The organism is Cryomorpha ignava, from assembly GCF_010686655.1.
Taxonomy (GTDB): Bacteria; Bacteroidota; Bacteroidia; order Flavobacteriales_D; family Cryomorphaceae; genus Cryomorpha; species Cryomorpha ignava.
In genome coordinates this window covers 19787-37961 of the sequence record NZ_JAAGVY010000025.1, presented here as the reverse complement: position 1 = coordinate 37961, position 18175 = coordinate 19787, and the positions used below count along the sequence as shown (strand labels likewise).

Genomic DNA, 18175 nt, shown 5'->3' with positions numbered 1-18175 from the left:
GTGCTTCATTTGCAAGGTCAGAAATAAAATTAAATCTTGAATGACAAAACAATGAAAATAACATTATTAATCTTACTGGCCACTTTATCTGTTTCTACAATTCTAAATGGACAAATAATCTCTGTCCTAATGCGGCAACAACGCATTTCTCAAGTGGTCGAACAATTATTTTAGGTTTATTAGAAAAAAACCCAGATAAAAAAAAGAGGATAATATTGATAATTAAACTCTCTGATCTCTACACCGATTGGATCTTGAGAGATGGTGAAACAGATGAAATAATCGAGCTTAAAGAACAAGATTTTGATGGACTGGAGGGTTAGCCGCGAGATGAACATGCAATTTTTCGGTGCTGAGTTACTATTTTTAATCGCAGATCCAAAATCTAGAAGTATGGATTTATAGTCGATTCGCCCCACGGAAAAGTAATTATATGCGTCTGTAAAAAGAATGTTCTTAAATTTTGATTTATTTTTGAATCTGATACATTTGCTTCTATAAAAAATCAACCAGACCAATAGACCATTCCGAGACTAACCACTTCCTTCAATGACCAAAAAGACCTCTATTTTAATAGGCTTTATATTGCTGAAATTCCTGATGCAGTATATCCTTTACAATCCCATCTACGATCTCCAGCGCGATGAATATCTCCATTTAGATCAAGCCAATCATTTAGCCTGGGGTTTTCAATCACTGCCACCGGTTACCTCGTGGATTGCCTTCATTATAAAAATACTCGGCAACGGTGTGTTTTGGATAAAGTTTTTCCCGGCTCTTTTTGGGGCGCTCACTATTTGGCTGGCCTGGAAAACCATTGAAGAATTAAAAGGCAATTTATACGCTTTGATTTTAGGAGCGACCTGTTTATTGCTTTCGGCTTTGGTACGCTTAAACTTTCTTTTTCAGCCCAATTCATTAGATATTCTCTGCTGGACAGCTTTTTATTTTGTACTCATCAAATACATCAATTCTCAAAATGTAAAATGGCTCTATGCCGGTAGCCTTGTTTTTGCATTGGGTTTTTTAAATAAGTACAATATTGCTTTCTTGCTCATTGGCCTTTTTCCGGCGGTACTGCTTACCTATCACCGAAAGGTTTTTGCAAAAAAGGAGTTCTATTTTGCGCTGGCGTTGGGTATGTTACTCATTCTACCAAATCTCATCTGGCAATATCAAAATGAATTTCCTGTTTTTCATCATCTCAAAGAATTGGCAGCCAAACAATTGGTGAATGTGAGTAGAATAGATTTTCTTAAAGAGCAATCTTACTTTTTTATCGGGGCTCTGCCGGCTATTCTTGCTTCGCTATACGCCTTTTTGTTTTATGCACCTTATAAAAAATTTCGTCTGTTTTTCTGGTCGCTCATCTTTACTCTTGCTGCATTTACCTGGTTTAAGGCAAAAAGTTATTATGCCGTTGGGCTGTATCCGATTTATATTTCTTTTGGTGTAGTTTTTCTTGGCAATGTATTAAGTGCAGGGCGTGCGCGATTTTTAAAACCTGTTCTTCTAGCCATTCCAATTGTGTTGTATATCCTCTTGTTTGATAAGGTGTTTTCCATAAAAAGTCCTGATTACATTCTCCAAAGAGAATCAGCGTACAGGGATTTGGGTCTGTTGCTCTGGGAAGATGGTAAGAACCATGCTCTGCCACAAGATTTTGCCGATATGCTTGGCTGGCAGGAGCTAGCTGAGAAGGTTGATGATGCTCACAATGAATTACCGAATAAGCAGCACACACTCATATTATGCGATAACTATGGCCAGGCAGGAGCCATAAACTACTATTCTAAAAATAAAAAAATCAGCGCACTTTCGTTTAATGCAGATTATATAAACTGGTTTACATTCGAAACGGATATTTACAATTTAATTCGCGTTAAAGAATATAACGATGCCGATGAAGAACTAATCCGCACCACGCCCTACTTTCTAACTGGCTCTAAAGCAGATTCGGTAGAAAACCCGCTGGCTAGAGAGTACAGAACCACCATATTCGTTTTCAGCAATCCCAAAACAGATATTACAAAAAGGGTTAAAGCAGAAATTGAAAATGAAAAAAGCTTCCGCGAATAAGTGGAAATAGAGTGGGGGTCAAGCAATCGAATTTTTGAAATTGACAAAGTTTTGATTTCTCTATTACAAGCATCTCACTTCAAATTCTGTGAAGTATGTGGATAGCTTCAATAATATAAAAACCAACTAATCTTCATTTTACCGTTCGCTCAATATGGGTTGCGTTAACTCAAAAAGTCAGGAGCCTTCCATTATCATCAGGTAAATTGGTTCTCGAATTCAATCAATCTTAAACGAAAAACAAGTCAAATGAAAACAATTTTACAATACACTGGAATTTTGCTGACACTACTATCCGGCTCCGCTTTTGGACAATGGAATTCAGATCCGGCCGCACCAATTGCCGTTTGCACGGAAACGGGTATCCAAAAAGGCGTTCAATCTTTTGCCGATGGGTCCGGAGGAATTTATACCTTTTGGCTTGATGCCCGCACCGGAAATAATCAATGGGATGTATACGGACAACATTACAACGAGCAAGGGGTTCCCCAATGGGAGTCAGGAGGAAAAGAGATTATAAATAATGATGGACAGATCAACATCTTCCGAATTCTTTCAGTTGCAAATGGACAATTTCTAATTGGCTGGAGTGTTCAATACAGCGCGATCAATACAGGCAATGGAGTTTTTGTGCAGCGACTCAATGTAAATGGTGATTTTGTATGGTCAACTACTTTAAAACTGCGTGGTGATTCAAACTATACAAATGGTATTTCAAATATAGCTTTTGTTGAGTCGGCAGGAATTTACTATCTCGCCTCACAAGCCACTGTTATTGGCGGAGCAAATGTTTTGAGAATCTCCAAATTCGACGGAGATGGTGATCTTCTTTGGCCTTATGGCGGAACAGTTCCCACCTCTATGACTGGTTTTGGCGGTTTTGGGATTTCGTCTGATAACAATGGAGGCTTATATGTGTATCACAACAACGGAAACGGGTCAGGTGCAGGTATGAAATGTATGCTTGTAGCAGGCGAAAGCGATCTTGTAAATCAATGGACTGCTTGGACATCCGTTATCGCCGGCTCACAAGGTTTAAATTATCAATACAGTGGCATCGGCGACAATACCGGAATCACTTTTGTCTGGCAGGGCAGTGGGCCGGAAGGAACGAGTACAAATCTTTATGCCCGTCGTTTATTGGCAGCCAATGGCTCCTTAGGCTGGAATGCAACTACCAAGCTAATCTGTGTGGCTGATGGAAATCAACATAACTTTTATTGGAAAAAATCAGGAAGCAATTACTATATCACGTGGGCCGACAGCCGGCCGGGAGTAGTGGGCAATTCTGCTATTTACGCACAAAAATTCACTACAAACGGTGTTATTCTTTGGGAAGAAAATGGTGTGGAAGTGGCAGATTTAAACACCTACATTCCAAACCCTGAATTTGACTTAGACGAAAATAATACCATGTGCATCGCTCACAAAGCCTCTCCCGGATTTATGGCGCAGAAGGTAACAACTGATGGAGATTTGGTGTGGGATCCTGCCGGCGTAATTGCGCTGACCAATATTTTTGCGCCCTTTTACTCAGACTTTAATGTGGTGTACACCGACGGGAAATTCTTAGTTGTAAGTGCCCGCTCTGTCCCTTCAGGCGGTGCCGACAATATTTACATTTCAAAAGTAACTTTGCCGGCTGTGCAGGTAACCGAGACTGTCACAGCATGCAATGAATATACGGCTTATGGCCAGACATTCGACCAAAGTGATACGTATGTTATTGACCTTCAGGATACGGTGGTAACGCTGCAATTGACCATTGTACAGAATATTGCGGAAATCTCACTGGATGGCAACACCCTGGTTTCTCTATATGACGGAGATTTTCGCTGGATAGATTGCAACACAGAGGAATTTATTGACGAAGCCACCGGGCCAACTTATGTGGTGACCGAAAGTGGTTCTTATTCTCTGGAAATCACCAATGGAGATTGTGTTTCCGTCTCAGATTGTGTGGAAGTACTTGTTACAACCATCGAAGAAAAAGAAGCTGCCGGTTTTCTTCTCTATCCCAATCCGGGAAGCGAATTTTTTATTCTAGAATTTCATGGAACAGAAAATCCCATATCACTCCAGGTGATAGATATTGCAGGCAGGATTGTTCATTCAGAGAAACTCAAAACTTCTGAAAAGAATCACTCGGTTGATTTGAGTTCAGAAGCAAAAGGAACTTATTTTATGCGCATTGAATTCGACAATGGCCAATTTGGAGCCAAAAAATGGATAAAGCTTTAACCAAAACCTTTCGTTTTAGTTTGAATTCGAAGCCCCGGTGAAAGCCGGGGTTTTTATTTTAACTAATTCAGAAGGCATTTAAATCATCATTTCTTTAAGAAATTCTTCACTTCGCTTGCCCGTCTTCGGGAAATGGGTATACGGCTTTCTTCATTCAAAACCAATTCGTTGGAGGTCGTAATATGATCAATAAATTCGGGATTTACCAAGTGAGATTTATGCACCCTAAGAAACCGGGATTCTGAAAGCATATCTTCAATCTCGCCCAATGTTTTAGAAGCCAGAAACTTTTTATTTGCCTTTAGGTGAATGAGTGTATAGTTTGAGTCTGCTTCGCAGCGAATAATATCATTCAATGAAAATCGATGTTCGCCTTGTTTTGACCCCAAAACCAGCTGCATAGACGCGTCATTCTCTGCCAAAAGATTGTGTTGCAAATTAGAAATTCGGGTATTCAGGAACTGACGTTCCGTTTTTTCGTTAAGTCGGTTGATAGCGGCGCGCAGCTCTTCACTTTTAACAGGCTTCAGCAGGTAATCTAAAGCACTATATTTTATGGCCCGAATGGCATAACCATTAAATGAGGTGATAAAGATGATCGCTGCATTGGTGTTGCCAAGATTATCTAAGAGATCAAAGCCAGACATACCGGGCATAAAAATGTCGAGAAAGATCAAATCCACATCGTTTTTCCGAATAAAATCAAGGCCTAATCGGGGTTCTGAAAATGTGCCAAGTAGTTTGATATCATCACTAAAAGAAGCTGAAATCATGGTTTTCAATTCTTCTCTTATATATGCATCGTCATCAATTATTACACTTTTTAACGCCATCTTATTCGGTGTTTTTAGTGGTTTGGTTCAGTTTAGCGCGAATGATCGTTATTACTGTTTCGATTTCACGCTCCACTTCAGCATCCCAAAGGTTGGCATTTTCCAGTTCAATCAATGTAGCATTCAGCTCTTTCATTCCGCTATCTATGCTCAGTGGGCGCATTTGATGAGAAACTGATTTAATGGTTGCCAATTCCTTCTTTTTAAAGCCTTCTTCAAATTTAATCAGATTCTCTGGCATGTACTTCAAGAACTGGTCATCATTTCGTTTTGACCTGTCATCAGCAATGCCCACTTTTGGTTGGTGATGAGGCTGAAGCAGTTGCCATAAAATACCAGTTATTACCTCTGCTTTAAACGGTTTTTGAACGAATCCATTCATTCCTGCCGTCAGGCATTTTTCCTGTTCTTCTTTTAAAACGCTTGCTGTGAGGCCAAGCACCGGAATTTCAATCCGTCTTTGTCTAAGCAATTCGGTGGTTTTCAAGCCATCGAGTTCAGGCATTTGAACATCCATGATTATTAAATCGTACTCATCTTCATCCAAAAGATCTAAAACCTCATTTCCTGTTTTGGCGCGGTAAATGGCTGCATTCGGAAAGTGCTTTTGAAGAACCCCTTGGGTGACCCAAAAATTGTATTCATTGTCTTCAGCCACAATGATATGAAACGTCTTATCTACTATCTCTTGAATTTCAGGAATCTTTTCAGATACTCCATCATCAGGCACAAGCTTTAGGCTGAAATAAAATTGGGAACCCTTGCCCGGTTCCGTTTTTAGGTGCAAGTTACCACCCATTAATTCAACCAATTTCCGGGCTATGGTAAGGCCTAATCCGGTACCACCTACCTGACTGAAATTTGTACTCGTGACCTGCTCAAAACTCTCAAAAATTCGCTTTACATTTTCGGCAGAAATCCCAACTCCCGAATCCTCTACAGAAAAAAGAAAGGTATTGTTTCCGGAATTCTCAACACGCACTTCAATCCTTCCGCTTTTGGTAAATTTTATCGCATTGCTCACCAGGTTTCCGAGTACTTGTGAGAGCCGAGCGGCATCTCCCAGCAATAAATCAGGTATCGTGTCATCCACAAATACAGTAAGGGATAGTCCCTTTTCGGCAGCTTTTTCGTGGTAAATGGTGTACACCATCTTCAATTCCTCGGTGAGACAGATTGGATTTTGAAGAATGTCGAGTTTTCCTGCTTCGACTTTGGCCACATCCAAAATATCATTTAGAATCACCATAAGGTGTTCTCCCGAATGATTAATTGCCTGAAGAAACTCCTGCGTTTTTGTGTCGTGTTGCTGATCAAGTAGCAAATGCGAAAGTCCATTAATGGCATTTAAAGGGGTTCTTATTTCGTGAGACATATTTGAAAGAAACTCTTGTTTCATTCTTTCACTCCGTTCGGCTCGTGCCTTTTCTTTTCCCATTTGCACATTTACAAGAGCCAATTCCCGTGCATTTTTTTGCTTTTGCAAATATCTGTTTATCAATACCATTATAAGAAGGCTAAGAAGAATTACACCTATCAATAAAAAGTACTTCTGTTGCTTTTGACGATCACTTTCCGCTTGAATCTGCGCCTTCTGCGCCTGCTCAAGTGCTATCTGTTTATCCCGCTTATCGGTTTCAAACTTGTTGACCAAAGCCGTCATTTCGGTTTTTTGCTCATCCACATTCAGGCTGTCTTTGAGAGCCATTTGTTTAAACTGGTATTCGTAAGCCAACTTATAATCGCCCATTTCGGCATAAACCTTTGATAAAAGTTCCATCACGGACATACGGTCATGTGGGAGATTTTCTGATACTGTGATAGGAAGTATTTCGAGCAATTTAGATTTTGCTGTTTGATAATCTTTGGCTTTGAGTAATAGTTCTGATATAAAAATCTGCTCGTACACAATGTCAATGGTTGCGTTCATTCCCTGAAAAATAGTTAATGCCCGGGTGCCGTAATAAATGGCACTATCTAATTTTTCCTGCTCTAACTGAATATGAGCTAAGCTTTCAAATGAATATGCCAAGTTGTATTCATTTCCACTTTTCGCAAAACTCAGAATGGCCATTTTTGTTAGACGGGTTGCCTCATCCAAACGTTTCAGACCCAGATAAGAATTGGCTTTGCTTTGGTAGATAGGCCCAAGACGACTTTCAATTCCATGGGCTTCCTCCATGGCTATGGCGGCATCAAAGTATTCGATGGCTTTATCATAATTCTGTAGTGAATTATAGCTCGACCCAATCGACTGAAGCACCATTCCCCTGTTCGCGAGTTCTCCGCAATCCTCCTGAATTTCAAGGCACTTTGTGAAAGACTTAAGTGCCTTAGTATATTCACCTATGCGGCGATGGGCTGTTCCGATATTTGCGTAAACAGCAGCAATATCACATTTATAACCTGATTTTTCAAGCAAGGTTAAGGATGTTTTGAAATGAAACATTGCGCTATCGGCTTTTCCATAAGTATCGTAACATTGCCCAATACTGTTGTGCGCATCGGCAAGCAATTTTTCAAAATCGCCTTCCGTAGCTAGTACTATGGCCTTCTTGCCATAACCAACTCCTTCAGCAGGTGCGGCACGTGAACTGTTAAAGCAGGCATGAATAAGTGCCACACACCGGCCACTATCGCTTTTAAGTGTCTGAAATTCATGAAGGTCTTGGGGTACGAGCGATGCATCCTGAGCAAAAACTCCGCCCGGTATCAACCAAATCAGAAACAAAGCGAATGGGCTTTTCATGTCAGAAAAGTAGCATATTTTATGGTTTTAAATGCAGAAATTTAGGGGAGCGCTTACGGAAGTGATTGCATTTTTCCAAATCAACGACTGACAGCCTGTCCATACGAATTCTCTTCGGTCTACATGTGTACTCCTTTTAGTCGAAAGGGCGCCATTCAATAGCACAGGGTGCAACAATATGAAGCGACGTGAAAACCCTTGTGTATTAGAGAAAGTGACAGTCTAAAGCCCTGCGATAGGAGGGGAGTGCGTACGTAAAAGGGTGATAATAAACTGCAAAGAATGAGGGGTGAATTATATTTTATGCGACTTGAATGGGTAACCCTATTCATAACCATAGTTATATGGTTTCAGAAATAATCAGTGACTCAACATTTAGTATTTTCTGAAGACTAACAAACGGCTATAATACAGAGCTAAAAAACTCTAATCAGTTACTCTAAACTGCAACTCCTCAACTTTAATTGACGAGGTATTATTATTATTTCTCGTAATATAAACTTCGAGATAGTCGCCAGAAACTAAATCCACTTCGGCATTCAAAATAATTTGAAATGATTGCCCATTAGATGCAGCGGCCATAGATGATACAGGTGCTATTAGCGCAGCTGCATTTTTGCCAAGACCAATTGAAAAATCAGAATTATTTGCTGGCGCTTTTGCACTAATGACTATCGAAACTTTTCCTGATAAAGGATCTACACCATTGTATGTAATTTTATTATCGCTTGCTGAAAACCGCTTTTCGTCAATTGTGGTGGTAGCTCCGGCAATTTTATAAAAAAAAGGGTAAGCGCTCGGTAAAGATGTAACAGTTGAATTACCCGAAAAGTAAATAAAACTAAACGCTCTGGAGTCTGGTATATTGGTGTTTTGTCTCATGCTCCATCCAGCAGTATAAGAGTCTAGACCCATTAAAGGCGTTGCAACATCTCTGAACATATTCGTTGTCATGCGACCACGGTCAACTACAGCCCCAGCATTGAGTTTCACTCCTGATTGTCCATTATAAACAAAGTAGTTGTTGGAAAGGTCAATGTCATCAATCACCAAGGTTCCCAAAAATTCAATCCCTGCACCTGAAGTAACATTGGTAATAAAAGTGAAAGCGCAGGCAAATTTACCCATGTTGCCGGTTACTTTTAAACCGTCAGAGCAGCTCCAGTAGTTTTTGACGATCGTTGCGGCTTTAAAGCCACTAATCTGACCAACACCCAAGCTGGGGATACCGATTTCAACCACTGAATTACCCGAAAACAGGTTGCAAAACTTCGTTTTTGTGGCATCTCTAAAATCGTAAGCCTTCGTACTGCCACTTAAGGGAATTACAACCAGATCTTGCATAAACACGGATACATCCGTACTTCTAAGGATGGCGCCGCCAACGGCTGATGTCACTCCATCACGTGCGGGATCAATGCCCCGCAAATTGGCACCATTCAATTCCAGATAGTAAGGCGTGATATCAACAATACCTTTAAAAATATACATAGAGTTGGCATCGAGCGTTATGGTACTGCCAGATGGAGCTGGAAGATCTGCCAGCGAATAGACATACACGAGCCTATCATCGGGCTTGGTATATGCTGTTGACGCCCAATTATCACTGCGGTATACGTCCATGGTGTTGGTTGTGATGTTGTAAACTTGTAACCCATCCGGCGGAGATGAAATAGAATCACGTTGAGTAGTGGTCATTCGTGGTATCAAAACACCACGCGTTGTATCCGCTATCTCTAAAATTGAGGCCGGATTAATGGTGTTTGGATCATCACCTATTTTTACTTGAGCTTGTGCCCCAAGAGTTAAAAAAAGCAAGAATAAAACGGGTAAGAATTTCATGACAGTGAGGTATTAATAAAATTTTTGCTAATCATTGCGTTTTTTTATTTGTGCAACAGAAGTTGAGATAATCCATCGCTATTGCTTGATGAATGAACTAAAAGTGTTGTCAGTTTTTACATGGTAAATTCCCGGTTTTAGACGTGAAATATCAAGTTGTAAACTTGACTCACTACTCCTTGTGATATTCACATAAGGGGTGACTTCCTGTCCAATTAAATTATAAATATGAATCTTCCATACTTCACATAAGAGGCCTTTTATTGTCGTATTATCTCTAGCCGGGTTCGGGTAAATTATCAACCCCTTATCACCGTGGTTTTTAAAATGAACAGATTCTACTGAAGAATACAGAAAGTTGCCATTAAAATCGGTTTGCTTTAGCCTATAGTAGGAAAGACCAGCAAAAGGATAATTATCGATGGTCTTATAATTTAAAATAGTGTGTGAGTTTCCTGCACCCATTACGTCTTCAACTTTTTTCCAGATCAATGCATCATCTGATTTTTCTACAGTAAAAAAATCGTTATTGAATTCTGATGCTGTTTGCCACGATAAACAAACCGAGTTTCCACAAACTTGAGCCTCAAATGAAACCAGGGTAATAGGTAATGGGTTAAAACTGGAAATTGAGCCTAGGGTATAGGGGCCAAAGCCTTTTACAGAAGTCGAAGCTGAGCAATCTTTCCCTGATATCAAGGTTCCTGACATTGCAGTACCGGTGGCGCCTCCATTTCCTGCAGATGTCCATTTGTTTCCATCCCATTGCGAAACCACCAAATCGCACAAGTAATCGACACCACACGAATTAGAAGCCCAGGATAATGTTACCGGTACTTCAGAATTACCCCCAGTTCGGTTTAATGTCCAATATTCGCAAGCGCTAACATGGTCTAAACCAGCAGCGAGCGAAGCCCTGCTGTAGAGCCCGTCGGGATTATCTTCGATATAATACGCCGTAAAGTGATTGGTGTCAGCGCCTGAGGCTAAAATGCCTATTGTTCTCAAAAGAGTATTGTCCCCGGTAGGAAAAACAAATGCATCTTTTCCGGTTTTGCGAATAACGCCATCAATATGGCTTGTGTTGCTAGCACCGGTATAGGTAGCTCCATCCAGAAAGTTGACAAATTCAGTGTCAATATCTACGCGATCAGTAAGTATTAGGCCTTTTGTGAAATTGAGGACGCCAGCAATTTGCAATTCATTGTCTAGCTGTAGTGAATTGCTTGCTTTGTTAATAACTAAGTTGTTGGCATGAATTATACTCGTTCCGTTAAATTTTTGAGAATTTGAACCTACAACATTAAGCGTACCTCGATTATTGGTGAAAACTCCATTATTTGTGAAATCTCCAAAAAACCCTATGTCAGACCCTTCATGCATTCTCAAGTTGCCATTGTTTTGTACCTGCCCGTTCGAATAAGTGGGATACAAAAGGAGGATTAAAAAAGCAAATGATATTAATTTCATATGTTGCTATTTTAACTTTATTTGCTATTAATATCATAATACTGTTTAATCAAAGAGTTGTTACATTATAAAATGTAATGGCTACACAAATCACCAGTTGATGTGATGAACATATAGCCGCAACATTAAACCTTAGAAAGGAAGAAGAACTTTAGGCAGCAGCATTTGATTCGCCAGAAACAAACTGTCTGAAAATGCACCCTGCACACTGATATGAATAATATTTAGAATTGCGCAATATGTCTCCACAATCGCCTGTAAGATTGAAATTCCTAGAATTTCGGAAACCATCTGCCTTTAAGAGTTTTAAGAACAATTTAGCCGACGTGGCAACAACCACTTAAAGGCGATCAATTAAAAGGAAACCATTTTATATAGAGACCAACTAATTTTGTTATTATTCGGCAATAATGTCAATACTCGGTCTGACCTATTGCTTGTTATCCTTTCACCACCAAACCTTTTTAAAACCAAAATGTTATCTTTAATGACGACCTTTGGAGCATCATAGAAAACACACTTAACGTTAATTCAAAATCTTCGTAAGAAGTTAAGTATGGCAATCACATAGCGTATATCACACTTCATTTATTCATTGGGTACCAAGTCCAGTTCTTAAAACAGAAAGAATAATAAAAAAACAGAATGGGTCAAAAAGCAAAATCAGTAGAACTCATCTTTGCCAACAAAGAACTCGTATTCCAAAACGAGGAAAAAGGGAAACGCGCGGCAGAACTCGTCGTTGCCAATAAAGAACTCGCTTTTCAAAATGAGGAAAAAGAGAAACGCGCGGCAGAACTCGTCGTTGCCAATAAAGAACTCGCTTTTCAAAACGTAGAAAAAGAGAAACGCGCAGCAGAACTCGTCATTGCCAATAAAGAACTCTCTTTTCAAAACGAGGAAAAAGAGAAACGCGCAGCAGAACTCGTCATTGCCAACAAAGAACTCTCTTTTCAAAACGAGGAAAAAGAGAAACGCGCAGCAGAACTCGTCATTGCTATTAAAGAACTGGCTTTTCAAAACGAGGGTAAAGGGAAACGCGCGGCTGAATTCGTCATCGCCAGCAAAGAACTCACTTTTCAAAAAGAGGAAAAAGAAAAACGGGCAGCAGAACTAATCATTGCAAACAAAGAACTCGTTTTTCAAAAAGAGGAAAAGAAAAAGAGAGCCGTTGAATTGATAGATTCTAACAAAGAGGTTGACGAATTGGAACAGCGGGTAAAAGAGCGCACCGAAGATTTAGAATCATTTTCATATTCGGTATCGCATGATTTACGCACACCACTTCGTGCCATAAATGGGTACGCACAAATGCTGGAAGAAGATTACGATACCGTGCTTGATGGCGAAGGAAAACGATTGTTGGGTGAAGTGAGAAGCAATGCAAAAAAAATGGGTGTGCTGATAGACGACCTTCTTACATTTTCCAGGTTGGGTAGAAAAGGAATAACAAAGTCAAGAGTAGATATAAATCAGCTGGTAGAAACTGTGGTTTCAGAAATCACTCAAAGTACTACACATAGCGCCAAAATAAAGTTTAGCAATCTGCTTCCCGCAGTTGCAGACTATAATTTATTGCAGCACGTATTTACCAACCTTCTTTCAAACGCGATTAAATATTCGTCTAAAAAAGAAAACCCGCTGATAGAAATAAAATCGGAGCGTAAAAATGGGGAACTTATTTATTCTATTAGCGACAATGGGGTAGGCTTCGATATGCACTATGTAAATAAACTTTTCGGGGTGTTTCAGCGACTTCATTCCGATGATGAATTTTCGGGCACAGGTGTAGGGCTTGCAATCGTACAGCGCATTATTCAGAAGCACGATGGAAAGGTATGGGCAGAAGGGAAAGAGGATGAAGGAGCAAACTTCTTTTTCAGTTTACCCGACATGGGTGAACAAACATTTGAAAACGAATAGTTTAAAGCAATTAATCATGGAAAATGATATAGTCGAAATACTGCTCATAGAAGATAATAAGAACGATGCAGAGCTAGCCATTCGTGCATTTCGCAAAAGCAATCTCAACAACAAACTTATCCATCTTAAAAACGGAGCTGAAGCACTTGAGTTTCTCTTTGGAACAGGAAAGTTTGAAGGCAGAGACATTAGCAAAAAACCAAAAGTCATACTGCTCGATTTAAAATGCCGAAAGTGGACGGGCTTGAAGTTCTGACACAGATAAAGGCAACCGAACACACAAAAGCAATTCCTGTAGTGGTACTCACTTCTTCCAACGAGCATCCGGATATAGAGCGCGCCTATGCGCTTGGTGCTAACAGCTACATTGTAAAGCCTGTTGAGTTTGATGAGTTTGCAAAAGTAGTAACAGACCTTGGTTTTTATTGGTTGCTTAAGAATCAACCCCCTGTTTAAACAAACAAAATTGCTGAAAAATTGAAAACGAAATTAAAAATACTTCACCTCGAAGACACGCCTACTGACGCAGAATTGGTAGAAAGAGAATTGAAAAAAGCCAATATTCAATTTGAGAAATTGGTCGTTGGCAATAAAACAGCCTTTGAAAAGGCACTTAAAGAATTTGCTCCTGACATCATCATTTCCGACCACACGCTTCCTTCCTTTGATTCATTAGAAGCTATAAAAATGATCAAGCGACAAGGACTAAAGATTCCTATCATACTGGTTACAGCAACTGTATCTGATGAATATGCTGTAGAAATAATGAAAGCCGGGGCTGACGATTATATCCTCAAAGACCGCTTGCATCGATTGCCGCAGGCAGTAGTAAATGCTATGGAGAAAAACAGAGCGGAGCAGCTACTGCACGAAAGCGAAGTATTCAACAAGGGAGTGCTTTCTTCCCTCAGTTCACACATTACCGTTATAGATGAAAGCGGGAACCTCATAGCCGTTAATAAAGCATGGGATGATTTCGCATATGCAAATGGGCTAACAGCACTTGATCAAGTCTCAAAAGGAAGCAACTACTTTGATGTTTGCAAACGATCCATCGAAAATGGAGATAGTGATGCAGCGCAGGCATTAGCCGGCATTCAGTCTGTTTTTAAAGAAGAAAGGGCATACTTTGAAATGGAATATCCCTGTCATTCTCCTGATGAGAAGCGATGGTTTACACTTAGCGTCAAAAATTTTGGAGGCGATACGCATAAAGTTGTTATCGCGCATCAAAATATTACCGAAAGAAAGATAGCTGAAAATAACCTCAGCACTACTTCCGTCGAGTTGCAAAAAACACTTACTGATCTCAATAAAATACTGGATTCTTCCTTAGATGTTATTTGTACCGTTAATGTACATGGAGAGTTTGTAAATGTAAGTGCTGCATCACAACAGGTTTGGGGTTATGCACCTGAAGAGCTTATCGGTAGCAAATTCATGAATCTTGTGTATGATCAAGATGTGGATATGACTTCCAAAGCAGCTGAAAAAATGTTTAACGGGATCCGGATTCCAATATTTGAAAACAGGTATGTGCACAAAAGTGGAAGGGTAGTTCCGCTGCTTTGGTCAGTTAATTGGAATGAAAAACTCCAGTTAATGTATTGCATAGCGAAGGATATAACGGATAAAAAAAGATTGGAGAAGGCTATAGAAGATGAAAGAGACCAGTTTTACGATATGTTTTTAAAAGCTCCATCGGCTATTGGGATGTTGAAAGGCCCCGATCATGTTTTTGAAATGGCGAATCCACTTTATTTAAAATTGACCGGCAAAAAAGATATTGTAGGAAAAACAGTGGCCGAAGCGCTTCCTGAAGTCGTAGAACAAGGGTTCGTAGAGATTTTAGATCAGGTGTACCAGACCGGCGAATCGTACACTGGCAATGAGATTTTGGTCAAGGTAGATACAGAAGGAAACGGTGAAATGACAGATTTCTATATCGACTTCGTTTACCAGGCCTATAGAAACGGCAAAGGAGATATAGAAGGCGTTTTCTTTTTTATAAATAACGTTACCGAACAAATAATATCCCAGAAAGAAATAGAAAAAAGCGAGAAGCAATACCGCCAAATTGTAGAAACGGCAAACGAGGGAATTTGGCAAATCGATGAAAAATGCAGGACAACTTTTGTAAATAAAAAGATGTGCGAGATACTTGAATACGCTGAAGACGAAATGATGGGGAAAGAGAATTTTTATTTTATGGATAAAGGTGGAAAGGAAAAAGCGCTAACTGCATTAATAAGAAGAAAAGAAGGAATAGCTGAAAATCTTGACTATAGTTTTATCTCTAAAAACGGAAAAAGAGTTCTCACTAAGGTGTCGGCCAATCCCATTTTTGATGAAACGGGAAATTTTAAAGGGTCATTGGGAATGGTTTCAGATATTACCGAAAAGAAACATTTAGAAGATCTTTTAGAAAAATCAAACAGGCTCGCAGCAGTTGGTAGCTGGGAAATTGATATTGTAACCGAAACCGTTTTTTGGTCAGACATTACAAAAGAAATACGTGAAGTGGATAAAGATTATGTTCCGATATTAGGTGAGGGAATAAGTTATTTTAAGGAAGGTATTGATAGAGATACCATTAGCCAAAAAGTACAGGAATGTATAGAAAATGGCACGCCATGGGATGAAGAATTGCAGATAATCACTTTTAAAGGAAACGAGAAATGGGTGCGTACTATCGGTGAAGGAGAATTTTTAAATGGGAAATGTTTAAGGATACATGGTAGTTTCCAAGACATTACGGAACGTAAAAATGCCGAGATAAAAATTAGAGAAAGTGAGCAAAAGTACCGCAAACTGGCTTCCGAATTAGAGATAGAACGAACACGTTTGGTTACAGCGCAGTCAGAAGCCAAAGTAGGCAGTTGGGAAACAGATTTGCAAACGTGGCAAGTAAACTGGTCAGAAGAAATGCACCGTATTTATGGAACAGATCCTAATAATTTTGAACCATCCTATTCACCCATTCAAAGTTTTGTTCATTCGGAAGACAGAAAAATGATAGATAAAGTCTTTCAGGACTCACTTTCCAAAAGCGGTTCTAATTGTGTGGAACACCGAATTATTACCTTGCAGGGTATTGAAAAATGGGTAGAAGAAAATTGGTCCGTTACCAGAAATGAACAGGGTTCGCCTATAATTGCAATTGGTACTTGCCAGGATATTACTGAAAGTAAAAAAGCCGCAGAAGCATTGCGCATATCACAATTGAACCTGCAAGCCATTATAGAAAATACAGAAGCTACCATCTATTCGCTCGACACTGAATTAAAGTACATCGCTTTCAACAAAAGCCTTTACAATTTGGTACAACAGACATACGGTATAGAATTAAAAATAGGTGACAATACATTGAGTTTTCTCAAAAAATTAGAACCCGAAGAAGCAAAAGGCTGGAATGAAATATATTCAAAAGCCCTAAAAGGTGAAACTGTTAAATTTGAAAAAGAATTTACTACTGGCGAAGTCTATAATTGTTTCAGCTTCACTATTTACCCAATTTGGGCAAACAAAACCATTATTGGGCTTTCGTGTTTTGTTTATGACATTACGAAAGAAAAAGAGGAACAGCATCAAAAAGAAAAAATGATTTCTGATATTGTTCAGCGCAATAGCGATCTCGAGCAGTTTTCTTATATCGTATCACACAACCTTCGCGCCCCCACAGCTAATATTATTGGTTTCGCAGAAATTTTACAGGATGAAACCATCAATCTATTGGAGCAAAAAGAACTTCTTCAGGGTCTTTCTAAATCCGTGACTGCACTCGATTCCGTTATCAGAGACATGAACAGCATCTTGCAGGTAAAAAGTGAAGTCAACGAGAAAAAAGAAGTGATCATCTTTTCAAAACTTATTAACGATGTCAAAATAAGCTTTGGCAACCTTGTTGACGAACATCGCGTACGCATGAGATCAGACTTTACAGAAGTGGATGAAATCTACTCACTCAAAGTGTATATGTACAGCATTTTTTACAACCTTATAAGCAATAGCATTAAATACAGTAAGCCAAATGAACAGACGCTGATTGAAATAAAAAGCAAAAAAGAAGATGGAAAAATAATGCTCATATTTAAAGACAACGGATTAGGCATTGATATGAAAACACAAGGCGATAAAATTTTCGGCCTCTACAAGCGCTTTCATTCACATATGGAAGGCAAAGGCATGGGACTATTTATGGTAAAAACTCAAGTAGAATCACTCGGAGGGAAAATCACAATTGTAAGTGAACCCAATAAAGGAACTGAATTTACCATAGCATTTGCAATTTAAATCTGAAATTGAAATAGAATGACACACGCAACAAAACGGTTCCTCCTCGTTGACGATGACCCGAATTACAATTTCATCAATAAAGTGTTACTGAAAAGATCATTTAACGAAGTGCACATTGACGATTTTACTGTTCCTGAAGAAGGATTGGAATTTATAAAATCTGAAACAAGCCCTAACTCTCCTAATGGAAAAACAATTCTCTTACTCGATATCAATATGCCTATAATATCAGGATGGGAGTTCTTGAAAGCGTTTGAGCTTTTCGATGCATCAATAAAGGATCAATACAATATTTACATCCTCTCCTCATCTATTGACCCAAGCGACATGAATCGAGCAAATTCAAATCCGCGCGTTATAGATTTTCTAGAAAAACCACTCAACAAAGAAATCCTGCTTAAAATTTTTGGCTGACGAAAAGAAGATTTTTACAGCTTTTTTTCTATCCACTTCGTCTAGTTACTATTGCTAACGCATTTACTCACTTCTTGTTAGTTTTTAATGTGTTTGTTATTGCTTCGCTTTTTACCAATAGACGAACTTGGAGACCCTTGTCATTTTTTTTGACTTTTCAGAAGTATATAAGTGTAGATTTGAAATTGCCAAAAACAAACCACATAAGAAATCTGATGCTTTTTTATTTCAGGAGAATCAACCTGCCAATATTATTCATATTTTTATCATAATCTACTGCATTAATATTCCCAATGGAGTTTTATACGTGTATTTCGCGTTTGAAAAC

Annotated in this window: 11 protein-coding genes; 7 read left to right on the top strand and 4 right to left on the bottom strand. The window is 39.2% G+C overall.

Annotated elements, in window-relative coordinates; translation table 11 throughout:
* Nucleotides 1–549: 549 nt before the first annotated feature.
* Together G3O08_RS12885 and G3O08_RS12880 are read left to right on the top strand one after the other, a co-directional pair.
* On the top strand, nt 550–2079 hold the full coding sequence (locus G3O08_RS12885; protein WP_163285792.1) for a glycosyltransferase family 39 protein: 1530 nt from the start codon (nt 550–552) through the stop codon (nt 2077–2079).
* Nucleotides 2080–2328: 249 nt separating this feature from the next.
* Nucleotides 2329–4320 carry a T9SS type A sorting domain-containing protein gene (locus G3O08_RS12880; protein ID WP_163285791.1) on the top strand — a complete coding sequence of 664 codons (1992 nt, stop codon included), beginning with the start codon at nt 2329–2331 and terminating at the stop codon, nt 4318–4320.
* Between the two features lie 86 nt (nt 4321–4406).
* Here the strand turns inward: G3O08_RS12880 and G3O08_RS12875 are convergent, their stop codons facing one another.
* From G3O08_RS12875 to G3O08_RS12860, 4 genes are all read right to left on the bottom strand, one after another.
* Complete coding sequence (locus tag G3O08_RS12875) at nt 4407–5153, bottom strand: LytR/AlgR family response regulator transcription factor (RefSeq protein WP_163285790.1); 747 nt, start codon at nt 5151–5153, stop codon at nt 4407–4409.
* Nucleotide 5154: 1 nt separating this feature from the next.
* Nucleotides 5155–7902, bottom strand: a complete 2748-nt coding sequence (locus G3O08_RS12870) for an ATP-binding protein (RefSeq protein ID WP_163285789.1) — start codon at nt 7900–7902, stop codon at nt 5155–5157.
* A 426-nt stretch (nt 7903–8328) separates the two neighbouring features.
* A complete protein-coding gene (locus G3O08_RS12865) occupies nt 8329–9744 on the bottom strand; it encodes a hypothetical protein (protein WP_163285788.1) in 1416 nt (471 codons plus the stop codon).
* Nucleotides 9745–9822: 78 nt separating this feature from the next.
* The gene (locus G3O08_RS12860; protein ID WP_163285787.1) at nt 9823–11214 is read right to left on the bottom strand and encodes a T9SS type A sorting domain-containing protein; all 1392 of its coding nucleotides are present in this window, start codon (nt 11212–11214) and stop codon (nt 9823–9825) included.
* A 645-nt stretch (nt 11215–11859) separates the two neighbouring features.
* On the opposite strand from G3O08_RS12860, the gene G3O08_RS12855 reads away from it, so the two are divergent.
* Genes G3O08_RS12855 through G3O08_RS12840 form a run of 5 tightly spaced genes read left to right on the top strand, consistent with a single transcriptional unit; the run spans nt 11860 to nt 17847 of the window.
* Complete coding sequence (locus G3O08_RS12855) at nt 11860–13137, top strand: sensor histidine kinase (protein WP_239541209.1); 1278 nt, start codon at nt 11860–11862, stop codon at nt 13135–13137.
* Nucleotides 13138–13153: 16 nt separating this feature from the next.
* A complete protein-coding gene (locus tag G3O08_RS21210) occupies nt 13154–13393 on the top strand; it encodes a response regulator (RefSeq protein ID WP_239541207.1) in 240 nt (79 codons plus the stop codon).
* On the top strand, nt 13372–13593 hold the full coding sequence (locus tag G3O08_RS21205; protein WP_317164072.1) for a response regulator: 222 nt from the start codon (nt 13372–13374) through the stop codon (nt 13591–13593). Before G3O08_RS21210 ends, G3O08_RS21205 begins: the two co-directional genes overlap by 22 nt.
* Before the next feature lie 21 nt (nt 13594–13614).
* Nucleotides 13615–17430 carry a PAS domain S-box protein gene (locus tag G3O08_RS12845; protein WP_163285786.1) on the top strand — a complete coding sequence of 1272 codons (3816 nt, stop codon included), beginning with the start codon at nt 13615–13617 and terminating at the stop codon, nt 17428–17430.
* An 18-nt stretch (nt 17431–17448) separates the two neighbouring features.
* Nucleotides 17449–17847 (top strand): response regulator, encoded by a 399-nt coding sequence (locus G3O08_RS12840; RefSeq protein ID WP_163285785.1) that lies wholly within the window; start codon nt 17449–17451, stop codon nt 17845–17847.
* Nucleotides 17848–18175 lie beyond the last annotated feature (328 nt).

Excerpts from the sequence above, each read along its gene's own strand:
- G3O08_RS12865 (WP_163285788.1), bottom strand. The coding sequence starts at position 9,744 with ATGAAATTCTTACCCGTTTTATTCTTGCTTTTTTTAACTCTTGGGGCA.
- G3O08_RS12840 (WP_163285785.1), top strand. The coding sequence starts at position 17,449 with ATGACACACGCAACAAAACGGTTCCTCCTCGTTGACGATGACCCGAAT.
- G3O08_RS12855 (WP_239541209.1), top strand. The coding sequence starts at position 11,860 with ATGGGTCAAAAAGCAAAATCAGTAGAACTCATCTTTGCCAACAAAGAA.
- G3O08_RS21210 (WP_239541207.1), top strand. The coding sequence starts at position 13,154 with ATGGAAAATGATATAGTCGAAATACTGCTCATAGAAGATAATAAGAAC.
- G3O08_RS12860 (WP_163285787.1), bottom strand. The coding sequence starts at position 11,214 with ATGAAATTAATATCATTTGCTTTTTTAATCCTCCTTTTGTATCCCACT.
- G3O08_RS12875 (WP_163285790.1), bottom strand. The coding sequence starts at position 5,153 with ATGGCGTTAAAAAGTGTAATAATTGATGACGATGCATATATAAGAGAA.
- G3O08_RS12885 (WP_163285792.1), top strand. The coding sequence starts at position 550 with ATGACCAAAAAGACCTCTATTTTAATAGGCTTTATATTGCTGAAATTC.
- G3O08_RS12870 (WP_163285789.1), bottom strand. The coding sequence starts at position 7,902 with ATGAAAAGCCCATTCGCTTTGTTTCTGATTTGGTTGATACCGGGCGGA.
- G3O08_RS12880 (WP_163285791.1), top strand. The coding sequence starts at position 2,329 with ATGAAAACAATTTTACAATACACTGGAATTTTGCTGACACTACTATCC.